General features: G+C 62.7%; 18 protein-coding genes. 6 read left to right on the top strand and 12 right to left on the bottom strand.

Annotated elements, in window-relative coordinates; all coding sequences use genetic code 11:
- Window positions 1-67: 67 nt before the first annotated feature.
- Window positions 68-1,861: an aspartate--tRNA ligase gene (aspS, locus tag ABLE86_RS00900; RefSeq protein WP_348777035.1), complete on the top strand. Its 1,794-nt coding sequence runs from the start codon at window positions 68-70 to the stop codon at window positions 1,859-1,861.
- A 133-nt stretch (window positions 1,862-1,994) separates the two neighbouring features.
- A complete protein-coding gene (ttcA, locus tag ABLE86_RS00895) occupies window positions 1,995-2,852 on the top strand; it encodes a tRNA 2-thiocytidine(32) synthetase TtcA (protein ID WP_348777034.1) in 858 nt (285 codons plus the stop codon).
- 6 nt (window positions 2,853-2,858) lie between these two features.
- Here ttcA and ABLE86_RS00890 read toward each other — a convergent pair whose 3' ends face one another.
- Window positions 2,859-4,100, bottom strand: coding sequence for a multidrug effflux MFS transporter (locus ABLE86_RS00890; protein WP_348777033.1), 1,242 nt, complete (start codon window positions 4,098-4,100; stop codon window positions 2,859-2,861).
- 262 nt (window positions 4,101-4,362) lie between these two features.
- The gene (gene grxD / locus ABLE86_RS00885) at window positions 4,363-4,692 is read right to left on the bottom strand and encodes a Grx4 family monothiol glutaredoxin (RefSeq protein WP_348777032.1); all 330 of its coding nucleotides are present in this window, start codon (window positions 4,690-4,692) and stop codon (window positions 4,363-4,365) included.
- Between the two features lie 426 nt (window positions 4,693-5,118).
- Between grxD and ABLE86_RS00880 the strand changes: the two genes are divergently transcribed.
- Window positions 5,119-5,661 carry a phosphodiester glycosidase family protein gene (locus ABLE86_RS00880; protein ID WP_348777031.1) on the top strand — a complete coding sequence of 181 codons (543 nt, stop codon included), beginning with the start codon at window positions 5,119-5,121 and terminating at the stop codon, window positions 5,659-5,661.
- A 3-nt stretch (window positions 5,662-5,664) separates the two neighbouring features.
- On the opposite strand, the gene ABLE86_RS00875 is transcribed toward ABLE86_RS00880, so the two are convergent.
- The 8 genes from ABLE86_RS00875 to purC all read right to left on the bottom strand — a co-directional run bounded on the left by ABLE86_RS00875 (window position 5,665) and on the right by purC (window position 11,623).
- Window positions 5,665-5,898: a BolA family transcriptional regulator gene (locus ABLE86_RS00875; RefSeq protein WP_348777030.1), complete on the bottom strand. Its 234-nt coding sequence runs from the start codon at window positions 5,896-5,898 to the stop codon at window positions 5,665-5,667.
- A gap of 70 nt (window positions 5,899-5,968) precedes the next feature.
- Window positions 5,969-6,613, bottom strand: a complete 645-nt coding sequence (locus ABLE86_RS00870) for a membrane-anchored protein (protein WP_348777029.1) — start codon at window positions 6,611-6,613, stop codon at window positions 5,969-5,971.
- A gap of 120 nt (window positions 6,614-6,733) precedes the next feature.
- Window positions 6,734-8,950: a phosphoribosylformylglycinamidine synthase subunit PurL gene (gene purL, locus ABLE86_RS00865; RefSeq protein ID WP_348777028.1), complete on the bottom strand. Its 2,217-nt coding sequence runs from the start codon at window positions 8,948-8,950 to the stop codon at window positions 6,734-6,736.
- Between the two features lie 154 nt (window positions 8,951-9,104).
- Window positions 9,105-9,518, bottom strand: a complete 414-nt coding sequence (locus tag ABLE86_RS00860) for a hypothetical protein (protein ID WP_348777027.1) — start codon at window positions 9,516-9,518, stop codon at window positions 9,105-9,107.
- 66 nt (window positions 9,519-9,584) lie between these two features.
- Window positions 9,585-10,271: a phosphoribosylformylglycinamidine synthase subunit PurQ gene (gene purQ / locus ABLE86_RS00855; protein ID WP_348777026.1), complete on the bottom strand. Its 687-nt coding sequence runs from the start codon at window positions 10,269-10,271 to the stop codon at window positions 9,585-9,587.
- A complete protein-coding gene (locus tag ABLE86_RS00850) occupies window positions 10,268-10,522 on the bottom strand; it encodes a hypothetical protein (RefSeq protein WP_348777025.1) in 255 nt (84 codons plus the stop codon). Before ABLE86_RS00850 ends, purQ begins: the two co-directional genes overlap by 4 nt.
- Window positions 10,523-10,543: 21 nt before the next feature.
- Entirely contained in the window at window positions 10,544-10,786 is a 243-nt protein-coding gene (gene purS / locus ABLE86_RS00845; RefSeq protein ID WP_348777708.1) for a phosphoribosylformylglycinamidine synthase subunit PurS, read from the bottom strand.
- Between the two features lie 69 nt (window positions 10,787-10,855).
- Window positions 10,856-11,623, bottom strand: coding sequence for a phosphoribosylaminoimidazolesuccinocarboxamide synthase (purC, locus tag ABLE86_RS00840; protein ID WP_348777024.1), 768 nt, complete (start codon window positions 11,621-11,623; stop codon window positions 10,856-10,858).
- Window positions 11,624-11,893: 270 nt separating this feature from the next.
- Here purC and ABLE86_RS00835 point away from each other — a divergent pair, with 270 nt between their 5' ends.
- Both ABLE86_RS00835 and ABLE86_RS00830 read left to right on the top strand, forming a co-directional pair.
- Window positions 11,894-12,214 carry a DUF1476 domain-containing protein gene (locus ABLE86_RS00835; protein WP_348777023.1) on the top strand — a complete coding sequence of 107 codons (321 nt, stop codon included), beginning with the start codon at window positions 11,894-11,896 and terminating at the stop codon, window positions 12,212-12,214.
- 104 nt (window positions 12,215-12,318) lie between these two features.
- Entirely contained in the window at window positions 12,319-13,128 is an 810-nt protein-coding gene (locus ABLE86_RS00830; protein WP_348777022.1) for an HpcH/HpaI aldolase/citrate lyase family protein, read from the top strand.
- A gap of 37 nt (window positions 13,129-13,165) precedes the next feature.
- On the opposite strand, the gene ABLE86_RS00825 is transcribed toward ABLE86_RS00830, so the two are convergent.
- Entirely contained in the window at window positions 13,166-13,720 is a 555-nt protein-coding gene (locus ABLE86_RS00825) for an alpha/beta hydrolase (protein ID WP_348777021.1), read from the bottom strand.
- Between the two features lie 261 nt (window positions 13,721-13,981).
- Here ABLE86_RS00825 and ABLE86_RS00820 point away from each other — a divergent pair, with 261 nt between their 5' ends.
- The gene (locus ABLE86_RS00820) at window positions 13,982-14,794 is read left to right on the top strand and encodes a VOC family protein (RefSeq protein ID WP_348777020.1); all 813 of its coding nucleotides are present in this window, start codon (window positions 13,982-13,984) and stop codon (window positions 14,792-14,794) included.
- A 111-nt stretch (window positions 14,795-14,905) separates the two neighbouring features.
- Here ABLE86_RS00820 and purB read toward each other — a convergent pair whose 3' ends face one another.
- Entirely contained in the window at window positions 14,906-16,213 is a 1,308-nt protein-coding gene (gene purB, locus ABLE86_RS00815) for an adenylosuccinate lyase (protein ID WP_348777019.1), read from the bottom strand.
- Between the last annotated feature and the right edge of the window lie 24 nt (window positions 16,214-16,237).

Here is a 16,237-nt window from a genome sequence, read left to right as displayed (position 1 = left end):
CAAATTTTCGAGCCGAACGCGAATGCGTCGGCGCGGCCAATCCAACACCCCTGACCGGATTTTGACCATGCACCCTTATCGCAGCCATACCTGCGCACAGTTGAGAAAATCAGACGTCGGATCCACCGTCCGCCTGTCGGGATGGGTCCATCGCGTTCGCGACCATGGCGGTCTGCTCTTCATCGACCTGCGCGACCACTACGGCCTCACACAGATCGTCGCCGATCCGGATTCGCCCTGCTTCAAGATTGCCGAGACCGTGCGCGGCGAGTGGGTCATCCGCGTCGACGGCGAAGTGAAGGCGCGCACGCCCGACACGATCAATGCCAATCTTGCAACCGGCGAGATCGAAATCTTCGCCAAGGACATGGAAGTGCTGTCGGCGGCGAAGGAGCTGCCGCTGCCGGTCTTCGGCGAGCCGGATTATCCCGAAGACATCCGCCTGAAGTATCGCTTCCTCGACCTGCGCCGCGAGACGCTGCACAAGAACATCGTGGCGCGCACGAAGATCATCGCCGACATGCGCCGGCGCATGAACGAGATCGGGTTCACGGAATATTCGACGCCGATCCTGACCGCGTCGTCGCCGGAAGGCGCGCGCGACTTCCTGGTGCCGAGCCGCATTCATCCCGGCAAGTTCTTCGCGCTGCCGCAGGCCCCGCAGCAGTACAAGCAGCTTCTGATGGTGGCGGGCTTCGACCGCTACTTCCAGATCGCGCCCTGCTTCCGCGACGAGGACCCGCGCGCAGACCGCCTGCCGGGCGAGTTCTACCAGCTCGACCTGGAAATGAGCTTCGTGACCCAGGAAGACGTCTGGAACACGATGGAGCCGGTCATGCGCGGCGTGTTCGAGCAGTTTGCCGAAGGCAAGCCCGTCACGCAGCAGTTCCGCCGCATTCCCTACGACACGGCGCTGCGCACCTATGGCACCGACAAGCCGGACCTGCGCAACCCGATCGAGATCCAGGAAGTCACCGAGCATTTTGCCGGTTCCGGCTTCAAGGTGTTCGCCGGCATGATCGCCGCCAACCCGAAGGTCGAGGTCTGGGCCATTCCCGCCAAGACCGGCGGTTCGCGCGCATTCTGTGACCGCATGAATTCGTGGGCGCAGAGCCAGGGTCAGCCCGGCCTGGGCTATATCTTCTGGCGCAAGGAGGGCGACAAGCTCGAAGGCGCCGGCCCGATCGCCAAGAACATCGGCGAGGAGCGCACCGAGGCGATCCGCACCCAGCTCGGCCTCGAAGATGGCGATGCCTGCTTCTTCGTCGCCGGCGAGCCGTCCAAGTTCTACAAGTTCGCAGGCGAGGCCCGCACCCGCGCCGGTGAGGAACTCAACCTCGTTGACCGCGATCGCTTCGAGCTGTGCTGGATCGTCGACTTCCCGTTCTATGAGTGGCTGGAAGAAGAAGAAAAGATCGACTTCGCCCACAACCCGTTCTCCATGCCGCAGGGCGGCCTGGAGGCGCTGAACGGCCAGGACCCGCTGTCCATCAAGGCCTATCAGTACGACCTCGTCTGCAACGGCTTCGAGATCGCGTCCGGCTCAATCCGCAACCAGTTGCCGGAGGTCATGGTCAAGGCGTTCGAGCTGACCGGAAAGTCGCGCGAAGAGGTTGAGGAGCATTTCGGCGGTCTTTACCGCGCGTTCCAGTATGGCGCGCCGCCGCATGGTGGCATGGCCGCCGGTATCGACCGCGTGATCATGCTGCTCGTCGGCGCCAAGAACCTGCGCGAGGTGACGCTGTTCCCGATGAACCAGCAGGCGCAGGACCTGCTGATGAACGCGCCCTCCGAGGCCACGCCGGCCCAGCTTCGCGAGTTGTCGCTGCGCGTCGTTCTTCCGAAGAAGGAAGAAGCCTGAGGCGCCGCCTGCGCGCGCAGGCGTGGCTCACAAAAAAGCGAATGCGAACAGGCCGCCCTCGAGGCGGCCTTTTCTTTGACGGCGCGTTGCTCTAATCGGTGCGGAATCGAAGCCCATCAAGGTGCCACGCCCCATGAACATCATGCCGGAACCGATCGTCGACGAGGACGGGGATGCCTGCCACCCGATGTTCCGCGACACGCCAACGAGCGTAGAGTTCAACAAGCTGCGCAAGCGCCTGCTGCGGCAGACGCGCCAGGCGCTGGACGATTTCGCCATGGTCAAGCCGGGGGAACGGTGGCTGGTGGCGCTGTCCGGGGGAAAGGACTCCTACGGGCTGCTGGCATTGCTGCTGGATCTCAAATGGCGCGGCTTGCTGCCGGTCGAATTGCTCGCCTGCAACCTCGACCAGGGCCAGCCAAACTTTCCCAAGCACATCCTGCCGGACTTCCTGGACAGGCACGGCGTCGCGCACCGGATCGAATATCAGGACACCTATTCGGTGGTCACCGACAAGATCGACGAGGGCAAGACCTACTGCTCGCTTTGCTCGCGCCTGCGGCGCGGTCATCTCTATCGGATCGCGCGTGAGGAGGGCTGCTCTGCGCTCGTGCTCGGCCACCATCGCGAGGACATCCTCGAAACCTTCTTCATGAACCTGTTTCATGGCGGCCGGCTTGCCGCCATGCCGCCCAAGCTGTTGAACGACGAGGGCGACACGCTGGTGCTGCGGCCGCTGAGCTATTGCGCCGAGGCCGACCTGGCGAAATTCGCCGAAGCGATGCAGTTTCCCATCATTCCCTGCGACCTGTGCGGGAGCCAGGAAGGCCTGCAGCGCAATGCGATGAAGGCGATGCTGGACGACATCGAGCGGCGCATGCCCGGCCGCAAGGACACGATGATCCGCGCGTTGACCAATGTGCGGCCGAGCCATCTGCTCGACCGCAAGCTGTTCGACTTTGCGGGCCTCATGATGCCGGAAGGGGCGTAAGGCCCCTTAGGACGGCTTGTGCTGGGCCTGGAACAGCCGGCCCTTTTCCGCGATCAGCACGAAGATCAGCCCGATGATGGAGACGGCGAAGAAGCCGGCGGCGAGCGGGGTCGTGGTGCCGTCGAACGCCTGTCCGATCAGCGCGCCGATGACGCCGCCGCCGGCCGTGCCCATGAAGCCCAGCACGGAGGAAGCCGTGCCAGCCACATGGCCCAGCGGTTCCATGGCCAACGCGTTGAAATTCGAGCCGATGAGGCCGAATTGGAACATGGCCAGCGCGAAAAGCACCAGGAACAGCGGGAAGGGGATGACCCCGAACAGCGACAGGCCGAACCAGATGGCGCTGATGGTCGTGAAGCCGAGCAGCGCGCCGTGCGACAGCCTGCGCATGCCCAGATGCACCACGAGCCGCGAGTTGAGGAACGACGACAGCGCCATGAACATGGCGACGGCTGCGAAGGCCACCGGAAACAGCGCACCCAGCTGATAGATGCCGACATAGACCTGTTGCGCCGAATTGATGAAGCCGAAAAGCGCGCCGAACACGAAGGCGCTGGCCAGCGTGTAGCAAAGCGCCACTCGGTTGCCGAGCACGATGCCGAAGCCGCGCAGCACCGACGTCAACGTGAACGGCCTGACATCAGCAGGGTCGAGCGTCTCCGGAAGGCGCAGATAGACCCATATCGTCACGGCAATGCCCATTGCGGCCATAAAGCCGAAGATCAGGTGCCACTCGCCGAAGATCATGATGACCTGGCCCGTTCCCGGCGCGACGACCGGCACGATCATGAACACCATCATCACCAGCGACATCACCTCGGCCATCTTTCGGCCGCCGAACACGTCGCGGATGATCGACACGCTGATGACGCGTGTGGCCGCCGAACCTATGCCGTGGGCAACACGCAGCAGCAGCAGCGCGGCAAAGGTGGGCGCGAAAGCGCCGGCCAGGGCCGCGGCGACATAGATGCCAAGCCCGAACAGCAGCGGCAGGCGCCGGCCGAAACGGTCGGCAAGCGGGCCGTAGACAAGCTGCGCGAAGGCGAAGCCGAGCAGATAGGCCGAAATCACGTATTGCCGGTGATTTTCGCTTTCGACGCCAAGACTTGCACCGATCTGTTGCAGGCCGGGCAGCATGATGTCGATGGCGAGCGCATTGAGCGCCATCAGCATCGCCATCATGCCGATGAATTCTACCTTGCCCACGCCTTGCAGACGCGGCTCTTTGATTGTCGTCGAAGCGTCCATTCTGTCATTCCGTCAAAGGGCCAACTGCAGCCTCCGACACACATCGTGGGTGCGATCCGGCTTTTCCGGCAAGGCATTGGCAAAACAAAGGCGGCACGATGCGGAAAAACGGGAGAGGCACGCAGCGCATCGTGGCCGGCGGGGCCGCGCCGAAGGCGAGGCCATATAAATCATTTCAAACACTGTAAGGCGCCGGGGTTCCGGCGCCTTGAAACGGAAGCTTCGAAGCCGACCTGCGGAAAGGCTTCCGCAATGCAGCCACTCAGGCGGCTCTGGTTGCCACGCCCTTGCCTTCGAAAAGGCTCTGCAGCTCGCCGGCCTGGAACATTTCGCGCACGATATCGCATCCGCCGACGAACTCGCCCTTCACGTAAAGCTGGGGAATCGTCGGCCAGTTGGAATAATCCTTGATGCCTTGGCGCAGTTCCATGGAGGTCAGAACGTCGATGCCCTTATAGTCGACCCCGACATAGTCGAGAATCTGCACGACCTGCCCGGAAAATCCGCACTGCGGGAACCCCGGCGTGCCCTTCATGAAGAGGACAACGTCGTTGGTCTTGACCTCGTTGTCGATGTAATCCTTGATGCTCATCTGATTTCGCCTTTCGTCGCCCACTGCGCAGGGCCATACCCTAACCCCTCAAATAACCCCGATGGACGGGTGAGACAAGTCAGGCTCCTGACACCGGACAAGTTGGCCACCAGCGCCCCAGCCATGCATGAAATGTCAAATCGAGACGGTTCCGGATGGTCAGTTCGCTCAATGGGGCGCTCCAAGCCTGTGGCGACCGCGCTTCTAGCAATCGGATTGGCCGCGATTGCACTTGCCTGGCTGGTGCGTCAACCCTCGCGTGTCGTGACGGGGGGTCCGTCAATTCCCAATCTGTGCCGAGAACTGCTGTTTGAGGGCGTCGAGCATCTTGTTTGCGAGATCGACCTGCGGGCCCATGAGATCGCGCTTTTCCATGCCGGAAAGGACGGCAAGCCCTTCCGATCGCTGAAGGCGTTTGACGCGGCAATGGCCGGGCAGGGCAGGCGACCGCTGCTTTCGATGAACGCGGGCATGTATCATGAGGATATGTCCCCCGTCGGGCTGCTGGTCGAAGAGGGCAGGCAGACGAGCCCCATTGAGTTGGCCGATGGCCAAGGCAACTTCTTCATGAAGCCCAACGGTGTGTTCAGTATCGCTGCGGATGGGACGGCCGCGATCGCCGAATCATCAGCCTACGCCGCCGCTTCGCCGAAAGACGTTGCATTTGCCACCCAGTCCGGGCCGCTTCTGGTCATCCATGGAAAGCTGCATCCTCGCTTCGAGGAAAACGGTTCGTCGCGCTTCATCCGCAACGGCGTGGGCGTACGCGATGCGCATACGGTTGTGCTGGCAATTTCGCGCAAGCCTGTGAGCTTCGGCAGCTTCGGGCGCCTGTTTCGCGATGCGCTCGAATGTCCAAATGCGCTTTATTTCGATGGCGCGATTTCGGCCCTTTCAAATGGCCGGGAGACGCTGATCGGTGGCGTCTACCCGGTGGGGCCGATCCTTGCGGTTTTTCCCAAAGGCTAGTGCTTACTCCGGAGCGCTGGTCTGAAGGGCGAGCGCGTGGAGCGTTCCACCCATGTTGCCCTTCAGGGCCTCGTAGACCATCTGGTGCTGCTGGACACGGCTCTTGCCGCGGAAGCTTTCAGCCACGACCTCGGCAGCATAGTGGTCGCCATCTCCGGCAAGGTCGCGGATGGTCACCTTTGCATCGGGGATGCCGTCCTTGATCAGCTTTTCGATGTCGTGTGCGTCCATTGCCATGAAGAAGTCTCCAAGTTCACTCTGCCTCAGATATGGCCGTTGCGCGGAACAAGGTCAATCATGGCGTGGCTCAGCGGCCGCTATGCCGGGAAGCCCGGATATGCCCCGGCCACAGGGGCAACCCGATAGAGGTGGCGACTTCGGGATCGGCGGTAAAAAGCCCGACGCCGCGGGCATGAAGCTCGAGCAGGATCGAGAGGTCCATGTCGCCGTGAAGTCTTTGCAAGCCGAGGTCGTTATAGGCATGGCCGCTGGACTTGGGATTGATCCCCGAGATGACGACCGCCTGCGCCTCGCTGTGGAGCGCATAGAGCACTGCGGTTATGCCGTTCGAGAACTTCCGCGCATTGTCCAGTTCGCTGTGGCGTTTGCCCATGACTGCTTCGCGCAGCGCCATGCGTTGATACTGGTCGACCAGCCGCAATTCGTCATAGCGATAGTTGAAGGCGGCCAGACCGTCGCGCAATCGTTGTTCCTCGAAGGGCCAGCGTATCACATGGAGAAGACCGGTCTCTTCGCCGTCGAGAACTCGACGCACGGCAATGGCGTTGTCGTTCGTGCCCTCTATTTGGTTGAACTGCAGAAAGGTCGCGTGGGGTTTGCGGATGCCCCATTGCTTCGCGATTGCCTGCGAGCCGTTGACGGTGAGAACCGAAAAACGCTCATCGAAGCCTTCGGGCAGGTTTGACGCAGGGGCCGAGCCGATGACCAGCACCGGCCCGCTGAACGGTGTAGGATGGCGGGGCGGGCGAGGGCGAGAGAACCGATAGACTAGCGCTTCCTTGATCGTTCTTCTGACCTTGGAATAGCCCACCGACGCCCTCCGCGTCTGCAATCAGCTGTCCATGAAACGCGGGAACCAGGTTTCATGTGCCTCGCGCAGTTCAGATATGAGTATTGCACGGGCTTGCGCCAGCTTCAATTCGGTGCCGCCCGTCGTTCCGATCGAGGGAGCGGACACACCCGTGCCCTTGAGGCGCTCCTGCACGAACCAGTCCACGCGATCACGCGGGATGGTCACCAGATATCTGCCCTGGTCCTCGCCGAAGAAGGCAGGAATCGGCGGCAAGTCATTCAATTGGTTGACGGTTGCGCCGATTCCGGAAGCCATGGCCATCTCGGCAAGTGCGACTGCCAGTCCACCGTCCGAGAGATCGTGCACGGCAGTGGCGACGCCCTCGTTGATCAGCGCGCGGACGAAATCGCCCACCTTCTTTTCGTGTTCCAGATCCACCGCCGGTGGCGGGCCGTCGGTGCGGCCATGGATGTCGCGCATATAGACCGACTGCGCCAGGTGCGTGCCCCAGGAAGCTGGCGCGCCCACGAGCAGGATGGCTTCACCTTCGGCCGCAAAACCGATGCGCGCCATCTTCGACCAGTCCCGGATGATGCCGACGCCGGCGATTGTGGGCGTGGGCAGAATGCCCTGGCCGTTGGTCTCGTTGTAAAGCGACACGTTGCCCGAAACGATCGGGAAGCCGAGCGCGCGGCAGGCATCGCCGATGCCGGTTACAGCCTTGACGAACTGCCCCATGATTTCGGGGCGCTCCGGATTGCCGAAATTCAGGTTGTCGGTGGCGGCCAGCGGCTCGGCGCCGGTGGCGGTGAGATTGCGCCAGCACTCGGCCACCGCTTGCTTGCCGCCCTCGTAGGGGTCGGCCTCGCAGTAGCGCGGCGTGACGTCGGACGAGAAGGCGAGCGCCTTGGTGGCATGGCCCTCCACGCGCACGACGCCGGCATCGCCGCCGGGAAGCTGCAGCGAATTGCCCTGGATCAGCGTGTCATACTGTTCCCAGACCCAGCGGCGGCTGGAAAGATCGGCGCTGCCGAGCAGCTTCAACAGCGCGTCGGCCACGTCGGCTTGCGGGATGTCGTCCTTCGCCAGCGGCTCGCGCTTCTTCGGCTCGATCCAGGGGCGGTCATATTCGGGCGCCTCGTCGCCGAGTTCCTTGATCGGCAGGTTGGCGACTTCTTCGCCCTGGTGCAGCACGCGGAAGCGCAGGTCGTCTGTGGTCTTGCCGACGATGGCGAAGTCGAGACCCCATTTGCGGAAGATCGCCTCGGCCTCTTCCTCTTTTTCGGGGCGCAGCACCATCAGCATGCGCTCCTGGCTTTCCGAGAGCATCATCTCATAGGCGGTCATGCGCTCCTCGCGCACCGGCACCATGTCGAGGTCGAGCTCGATGCCGAGGTCGCCCTTGGCGCCCATTTCGACTGCCGAGCAGGTCAGGCCGGCCGCACCCATGTCCTGGATGGCGATGACCGCGCCCGAGGCCATCAGCTCCAGGCAGGCCTCCAGCAGGCACTTTTCGGTGAACGGGTCGCCCACCTGCACGGTCGGACGCTTTTCCTCGATGTCGTCGCCGAATTCGGCAGACGCCATGGTGGCGCCGCCGACGCCGTCACGGCCGGTCTTGGCGCCGAGATAGACCACCGGCAGGCCGACGCCCTCGGCCTTGGACAGGAAGATGCCATCGGTCTTGGCGAGACCGGCGGCGAAAGCGTTGACCAGGATGTTGCCGTTGTAGCGCGCGTCGAAATTGACCTCGCCGCCCACGGTCGGCACGCCGAAGGAATTGCCGTAGCCGCCCACGCCCGCCACGACACCGGCAACCAGGTGCCTGGTCTTGGGGTGGTCCGGCTCGCCGAAGCGCAGCGCATTCATGGCTGCGATCGGCCGCGCGCCCATGGTGAAGACGTCGCGCAGGATGCCGCCGACGCCCGTCGCCGCACCCTGATAGGGCTCGATATAGGAGGGGTGGTTGTGGCTCTCCATCTTGAAGACCACGCAGTCGCCATCGCCGATGTCGACAACGCCGGCGTTCTCGCCCGGCCCCTGGATGACCTGCGGGCCCGTGGTGGGCAGGGTGCGCAGCCATTTCTTGGAGGATTTGTACGAGCAGTGCTCGTTCCACATCGCCGAGAAGATGCCAAGCTCGGTAAAGGTCGGCTCGCGCCCGACGAGGTCGAGGATGCGCTGGTATTCGTCCGGCTTCAGCCCGTGCGAGGCGATCAGCTCGTCCGTGATCTTCACGGTGTTGGAAATGGTCATGGTCGGGGGCCTTTTCCGTCAGTTCGGCTTCGGAAGCTTCCTAAAGCGTGAATTGCCACAGTCTGCAAGAATTGCGATGACGCATGGCACAAGATAGCGGGTGAAAGCAGGCGGGCAGGGGACCTCTCCGCTCCGTCGGTCCCTCGCTCATCCGTCATGCCGCGCTGCCGCAATCGCTGTTGCCGCTGGACCAGCGAGCCAGATCGGCATTGATGCGCGCGCCGAGCGGCTCTGCCGTCAGCGGGCCGAAATGCTCGACCTGGCTGGAATTGCCGCGCGCCTGTACGACTAGGAGCGGCAGGCCACCGTAATTCTTGGCCGGGACCAGCAGGAAGCGCGGCGTGCCGCCGAATGCGTTCAGTTCGTTGGCCATGCGATAGGGCCTGAAGGCAGGGTCCTTGCTGGCAAACCAGCATCTGTGCGCGGCGATGGCCACCTGCTCCATGGCTCGCAGCGAGGCACTCTTGCCCGAGACGACATTCGATGCCGCAGGCTTTGAGCCCGACTGGCAAGCACCAAGCGCAAGCAGCGCCGAAAACACTGCGGGCACCATGCAAAGCTTCTTCATGCCGCGACATTCGCCTCTAAAACGGGTTGGCACAGGAGGGCTGGAAAGGGGGACCCCGTCGGGTTGTCAGGCGTCCACAAGTTCGCGCCGGGCGCCGCCGAGCACGCTTTCAAACAGCCCGCGACCATCCGTTCCGCCATGGGCCGGTTCGATCAGGTTTTCCGGGTGCGGCATAAGCCCGAGCACATTGCCCTTGGCATTGACGATGCCGGCAATGTCGTTGATCGACCCGTTGGGGTTGGTGCCGTCGGCGTAGCGGAACACGACCTGGCCTTCGCCTTCGATCCGCGCCAGCGTTTCGGCGTCTGCGAAATAGTTGCCGTCGTGATGCGCCACCGGGCAGCGTATGATCTGGCCCGGCTGGTAGCGATGGGTGAAGGCGGTATTGGCGTTTGCAACCTGCAGCTTCACTTCGCGGCAGACGAACTTCAGCGAGGTGTTGCGCATCAGGGCGCCGGGCAGCATTCCGGCCTCGACCAGGATCTGGAAGCCGTTGCACACGCCTATCACTTGAACGCCCTTGGCCGCCTTTTCGGCAACGGCGCGCATGACAGGCATGCGGGCGGCAATCGCGCCGCAGCGCAGATAGTCTCCGTAGGAGAAGCCGCCGGGAATGACGATCAGGTCGACATCGGGAATGTCGGTGTCGGTCTGCCAGATGGTGACAGGTGCGGTGCCCGAAATCTTGGTCAGCGCCGCGATCATGTCACGGTCGCGATTGAGGCCGGGGAGGACGACGACGGCGGATTTCATTTCGGTTCGTAAGGCCTTTGCGTTTCGGCGAGTTCGCGCAGTTCGAGACGGCGCTCTATGCGGTCGAGGCTCTCATCATGCCTGTCGAGCTTCGTGTAGATGTTGTGAACGTCGCTCTGCATCGAAAGCATGTGGCCGCGAATGGCTGTCAGCTCTTGCTTGACCTCGCGGACACCGTGCTCAAGCCCGTCGAGGCGAGACTGAATTTTCTTCAGTACCTCGTAGAGCAGATCGCTTGAGATTTCAGCCACTACACCCTCCGGTTTCCAACCTCAGGCTATGGACACACTATAGTTCTCGATAACCGTGTTCGCCAGCAGCTTGTCGCACATGGCCTTCAGGTCGGCCTCGGCCTTGGCGGCGTCGGTGCCTGCGATCTCGATGTCGAACACCTTGCCCTGGCGCACCTGTCCCACGCCTTCAAAACCGAGGCTGCCGAGAGCATGTTCGATGGCCTTGCCTTGCGGGTCGAGCACGCCGTTCTTGAGGGTGACGGTGACGCGGGCCTTGATCACGGGCATTTCACTCCGGGAAGTCGTCTAAAGTTGTTCGGGCGCGTTTTTGGACGCGCCCGAGGATTTGGTTTAGTGCTTTACGAGGACCGGGCCGTTGGGGCGCGGCGCCTCGTTTTCGTTCATAATGCCGAGGCGGCGGGCCACTTCCTGGTAGGCCTCCACCAGCCCGCCCATGTCGCGGCGGAAGCGGTCCTTGTCGAGCTTGTCCTGGGTGTTGACGTCCCACAGGCGGCAGCTGTCGGGCGAAATCTCGTCGGCCACGACGATGCGCATCATGTCGCCCTCGAACAGGCGGCCGCACTCGATCTTGAAGTCCACCAGCTGGATGCCGACGCCGAGGAACAGGCCGGAGAGGAAGTCGTTGACGCGGATGGCAAGCGCCATGATGTCATCGATTTCCTGCGGGCTTGCCCAGCCGAAGGCTGTGATGTGCTCTTCCGAGACCATCGGATCGTCCAGCGCGTCGGCCTTGTAGTAGAACTCGATGATCGAGCGAGGCAGGACGGTACCTTCCTCGATGCCAAGGCGCTTGGCGAGCGAGCCGGCGGCGATGTTGCGCACCACGATCTCAAGCGGAATGATCTCGACTTCCTTGATCAGCTGCTCGCGCATATTCAGGCGGCGGATGAAGTGGGTCGGGATGCCCATCCGGTTGAGATGGGTGAAAATGTGCTCGGAGATGCGGTTGTTCAGCACGCCTTTGCCGTCGACAATGTCGTGCTTCTTCTTGTTGAAGGCGGTGGCGTCGTCCTTGAAGAACTGGATCAGCGTGCCCGGCTCCGGTCCTTCATAAAGGATCTTGGCCTTGCCTTCGTAGATGCGGCGGCGATGTTTCATCTCATTGTTCTCTGGATTCAAGGGCGTACGGCACAAGCCGCTCCCTGCATCTCGCCGGCCAGGGCGCGGCGGTTCGGGTCTCAAGGCGGTCTCTATCCCAAACGCGCCGTTTGCTCAATCAACAAATCTTCGCGATCAACGGGTTTCGCAAGCGAAATGCCGCACCGGTACCTTTCAATATGGATATTGACCGTGCCGTCGGCTTTTGATTTTTGCTGAACCAACCCATATTCGCTTTACGAATCGGCATGTGATCCGGAGGATTAGCCTATGAGCAGCATGAAGGACCGCGAGGAACACTTCGAAAAGAAGTTTGTCCTGGATGAGGAATTGCGGTTCAAGGCGGTGGCCCGCCGCAACAAACTGCTGGGCCTCTGGGCCGCCGAGAAGCTTGGCAAGACTGGCGCCGATGCAGAGGCCTATGCCACCGAAGTGGTGGTGGCCGATATCGAGGAAGCCGGCGACCACGACGTTTTCCGCAAGATCCGCCGCGACTTCGACGCCGCTGGCGTCGATCAGTCCGATCATCAGATCCGGCGTACCATGGATGAACTCCTGGCAACCGCGGCCGCCCAGGTCAAGAAGGCCTGAGGCAATTCAGAGTTGAGTTGACAAACCGCCCGCTTGCCGGGCGGTTTTTCTTTGCCTTGCCGGTGGTTTCAGGTTCAGATGGTGGCGAATCCAAGGAGTTGCACATGAGCCTCGCATCCCGTCTGAACGCTGGTGAAACCCTGATCACTGCCTGGTCCGGCATACCGGACGCGCTTACGGTTGAAGTTGTCGCCGCGCAGGGGTTCGACGCCGTAACCCTGGACATGCAGCATGGCGGTCATCACGAAGACAGCGTGCTGCGCAGCATCGTGCCGGTGACGTCGGCGGGCCGCCATGCGGTGGTGCGCGTGCCGGTCGGGCGTTTTGACATGGCCAGCCGCGCGCTGGATTTCGGGGCCGAGGCGGTCATTGCGCCGATGGTGAACTCGGTGGACGACGCGCGGCGTTTCGCGGCGGCGATGAAATATCCGCCTGTCGGCGAGCGTTCCTGGGGCCCGACCTTTGCGGCACCTCGCGCTTGCAGCAAGGACCCTGTTGCCTGGCTGCAGGAAAGCAATGCAGCCACCGTCTCCTTCGCAATGATCGAGACGCGTGCGGCGCTTGATGCGCTGGACGGCATTTTGGCAACGCCCGGCATCGATGGAATCTTCGTCGGCCCGGCCGATTTCTCCATCGCCTGGACCGAAGGCGAAACGGTGGACGGCAAGCTCGAAGACATGATGGGCACGGTCGAACGCATCGCCGCGAGAGCCAGGGCAGGGGGCAAGCATGCCGGCATCTATGTGGTGGATGCCAGCATGAGCGGGCGTTTCGTGGAGATGGGCTATCGCTTCCTGGCGCTCGGCACAGAGCAGCGCTACATCGCGCTGGGGGCCGAAAGCCTGCTCACGGCGGCGCGAAATAGCCTTGGCCGGCTGAAAGCAGGGGAAGCCGGCGGTTCGTCAGGCTACTGATCTCCGGGGCGGCGGTCTGAGCGCCCAACCTGGACGTTTACCCGGGCAGGCGGGTCAGGAAGTTCGCGAAGGCCATGGAGCCTTCCGGCCAGGGGCCATAACCGGCGTCCGTGTTTATGTGGCCGGCATCGCCTGCATGTATCAGGTGCGAGCCCCATGCCGCGGCGATGTCTGCCGCGACCTCTTGCGAGCAGAACGGATCGTTGCTGCTGCACACCACCACGGAAGGAAACGGCAACGGATCGCGCGGGTAGGGACCGAAGGTCATCAGGTGCTTGGGGCGGATGCCGGGGTTGGAGACATCCGGCGGCGCCACGAAGAAGGCGCCTGCAATCGGCTTCCGGAACAGCGGAATGGCCTGGACGACCGTGGGCACGCCGAGCGAATGGGCGACGAACACCACCGGCTTCTCCGCTTCGTTCACGGCGCGGGCCACTTGGGCTGTCCAATCGTCACGCACCGGTTTCGACCATTCGGCCTGCTGCACGCGCCGCGCGGTGGAGAGCTTTGCCTCCCACCGGCTCTGCCAGTGGTCGGGCCCGGAATTGGTGTAGCCGGGAACGATGAGGATGTCTGCGTCTTTGACCTTCATGGCCGTCATGTAACGATGGTGCATTGCTAGCGCAACTGCCCGCAGGCGTATCACGCCTCCGGTGGGCTGGCTCGAAATAGTGAACGCGCTGTTCGCTGCTTGCTGGCTTGTGTGAACGATCGATGTCGCCGATTTATGAGGTGACGAAACAGCCGTGTTGGACGAACAATGGATTTTGAACTGACACGACGCGAACTGGTCGGTGGCACCGTGTTGCTTGCCCTTGGGGCCACGGTGGGAACTGGCCAAACGGAGCCCACCATGAGTGCACTGCCATTTGCCGCCACCACACCGATCAGCGTTTCCCGCGTTGGTTTGCGGGCTAAGGATGCCGAAAATCTTGCCGCTTATTATCGTGCGGTGGTCGGCCTCGAAGAACTTTCGCGGGATGGGACCGTAATCACGCTAGGGGCGGGCGACCGCCCCCTGCTGGATATTGAAAAGGACGCGGCCGCAAAGCCGGATGATCCGCGCAGCGCCGGCCTGTTCCACACCGCCTTCCTCCTGCCCTCGCGGGCCGACCTCGGCCGCTGGATCAAGCATGCTGTCGAAAAGCGCATTCCAGTCGATGGCGCTTCCGACCACTTGGTCAGCGAGGCGCTTTACCTGACCGATCCGGAGGGCAATGGCATCGAAATCTATGTCGACCGGCCGGCTGAAAGCTGGACGTGGAAAGGCCCGCATGTGGAGATGGCGACCATCGGCCTGAACATTCCTGACATCGTTGCGTCCGTACCGGCCGACAATGTCGAGTGGAAGGGCGCGCCGCAAAACAGCGTTGTCGGCCATGTGCACCTGCGCGTCGGTGACCCCAAGGAAGCCGAGGCCTGGTGGCACAAGGAGTTCGGCTTCGACACCGTGGCGCTGTATGGCGGGCAGGCGGTGTTCCTGTCTTCCGGCGGCTATCACCATCACATCGGCGCCAATTCGTGGCAGAGCCCGCATGCGGGCAAGCGCGACGCCGGCCGCACCGGCCTCAGCTGGGTTGAGATGCGTTCGGCGACCGCGAAGACGAACGAGACTCGGGAAGACCCTTGGGGCACGGTCATCAAGACGGTGCCCGACGATGCCTGACGGCGATCGATAGCAAAGAAGAAAAGGGCCTGCGCTGGAGTGCGCAGGCCCTTTTTTTGTCTTTTGGGAGGTTTAGCGGCACGTCGCCATAAACCTTATGGTCACGCGAGATCAGCTCTTCCCAAACACCCGCTTGAAGATAGTATCGACATGCTTGGTATGATAGCCGAGGTCGAATTTCTCGCGGATTTCTTCCTCGGAAAGCGCGGCCCGGACTTCCTGGTCGCCCAAAAGTTCCTCAAGGAAATCCTTGCCTTCTTCCCAGACCTTCATGGCGTTTCTCTGGACGAGGCGATAGGCGTCCTCGCGGCTTGCGCCGGCCTGCGTCAGTGCCAGAAGCACCCGCTGCGAATGCACCAGACCCCGGAACTTGTTCAGGTTCTTCAACATGTTCTCGGGGTAGATCACCAGCTTCTCGACGACGCCGGCGAGCCGGTTCAGCGCAAAATCGAGGGTGATCGTGGTGTCGGGGCCGATGGCGCGCTCGACGCTCGAATGGCTGATGTCGCGCTCGTGCCAGAGCGCTACGTTTTCCATCGCCGGGGTCACCGACATGCGCACGAGCCGGGCGAGGCCGGTGAGGTTTTCCGTCAGCACCGGGTTGCGCTTGTGCGGCATGGCCGAAGAGCCCTTCTGGCCGGGCGAGAAGAACTCTTCCGCCTCCAGCACCTCGGTGCGCTGCATGTGGCGGATTTCGACGGCGATGTTCTCCATGGAGGAGGCGATGACGCCGAGCGTGGCGAAGAACATGGCGTGGCGGTCGCGCGGGATGACCTGCGTGGAAACGGGCTCAGGCGAGAGGCCGAGCTTCTGGCAGACATATTCCTCAACAAAGGGATCGATATTGGCGAAGGTGCCGACCGCGCCGGAAATGGCGCCAGTGGCGATTTCTGCGCGCGCCGCGACTAGGCGCGCCCGGTTGCGTGACATCTCGGCATAGAAGCGGGCGAAGGTGAGGCCCATCGTGGTCGGCTCGGCATGGATGCCGTGGCTGCGGCCGATGCGGATCGTGTCCTTGTGTTCGAAGGCGCGCGTCTTCAGCGCGGCTAGAACGCGGTCCATGTCTGCCAGGAGCAGGTCGGCCGCGCGCACGAGCTGGATGTTGAGGGTGGTGTCGAGCACGTCCGACGAGGTCATGCCCTGGTGGACGAAGCGGGCGTCGGGGCCGATGAATTCCGCCAGATGCGTCAGGAAGGCGATGACGTCGTGCTTGGTGACGGCTTCGATCTCATCGATGCGCGCCACGTCGAACTTGGCTGCGCCGCCCTTTTCCCAGATCGTCTTTGCAGCCTCCTTCGGGATGACGCCGATCTCGGCCAGCGCGTCGCAAGCATAGGCCTCGATCTCGAACCAGATGCGGAACTTGGTTTCCGGCGACCAGATGGCCACCATTTCGGGGCGCGAATAGCGGGGGATCATGTCGAGCTGTCCGTTAAGCGTTGA

Origin of the sequence: Mesorhizobium sp. KR2-14, from assembly GCF_040049255.1 — a bacterium.
Taxonomy (GTDB): Bacteria; Pseudomonadota; Alphaproteobacteria; order Rhizobiales; family Rhizobiaceae; genus Pseudaminobacter.
Note: the sequence above shows the minus strand (reverse complement) of the source record. Positions and strands in the feature narration are given on the sequence as shown.

What these genes read in the sequence shown, in the direction of transcription:
- aspS (WP_348777035.1), top strand. Translation starts at nt 68, where the DNA reads ATGCACCCTTATCGCAGCCATACCTGCGCACAGTTGAGAAAATCAGAC.
- ttcA (WP_348777034.1), top strand. Translation starts at nt 1,995, where the DNA reads ATGAACATCATGCCGGAACCGATCGTCGACGAGGACGGGGATGCCTGC.
- ABLE86_RS00890 (WP_348777033.1), bottom strand. Translation starts at nt 4,100, where the DNA reads ATGGACGCTTCGACGACAATCAAAGAGCCGCGTCTGCAAGGCGTGGGC.
- grxD (WP_348777032.1), bottom strand. Translation starts at nt 4,692, where the DNA reads ATGAGCATCAAGGATTACATCGACAACGAGGTCAAGACCAACGACGTT.
- ABLE86_RS00880 (WP_348777031.1), top strand. Translation starts at nt 5,119, where the DNA reads ATGGCCGGGCAGGGCAGGCGACCGCTGCTTTCGATGAACGCGGGCATG.
- ABLE86_RS00875 (WP_348777030.1), bottom strand. Translation starts at nt 5,898, where the DNA reads ATGGCAATGGACGCACACGACATCGAAAAGCTGATCAAGGACGGCATC.
- purL (WP_348777028.1), bottom strand. Translation starts at nt 8,950, where the DNA reads ATGACCATTTCCAACACCGTGAAGATCACGGACGAGCTGATCGCCTCG.
- ABLE86_RS00860 (WP_348777027.1), bottom strand. Translation starts at nt 9,518, where the DNA reads ATGAAGAAGCTTTGCATGGTGCCCGCAGTGTTTTCGGCGCTGCTTGCG.
- purQ (WP_348777026.1), bottom strand. Translation starts at nt 10,271, where the DNA reads ATGAAATCCGCCGTCGTCGTCCTCCCCGGCCTCAATCGCGACCGTGAC.
- purC (WP_348777024.1), bottom strand. Translation starts at nt 11,623, where the DNA reads ATGAAACATCGCCGCCGCATCTACGAAGGCAAGGCCAAGATCCTTTAT.
- ABLE86_RS00835 (WP_348777023.1), top strand. Translation starts at nt 11,894, where the DNA reads ATGAGCAGCATGAAGGACCGCGAGGAACACTTCGAAAAGAAGTTTGTC.
- ABLE86_RS00830 (WP_348777022.1), top strand. Translation starts at nt 12,319, where the DNA reads ATGAGCCTCGCATCCCGTCTGAACGCTGGTGAAACCCTGATCACTGCC.
- ABLE86_RS00825 (WP_348777021.1), bottom strand. Translation starts at nt 13,720, where the DNA reads ATGAAGGTCAAAGACGCAGACATCCTCATCGTTCCCGGCTACACCAAT.
- ABLE86_RS00820 (WP_348777020.1), top strand. Translation starts at nt 13,982, where the DNA reads ATGAGTGCACTGCCATTTGCCGCCACCACACCGATCAGCGTTTCCCGC.
- purB (WP_348777019.1), bottom strand. Translation starts at nt 16,213, where the DNA reads ATGATCCCCCGCTATTCGCGCCCCGAAATGGTGGCCATCTGGTCGCCG.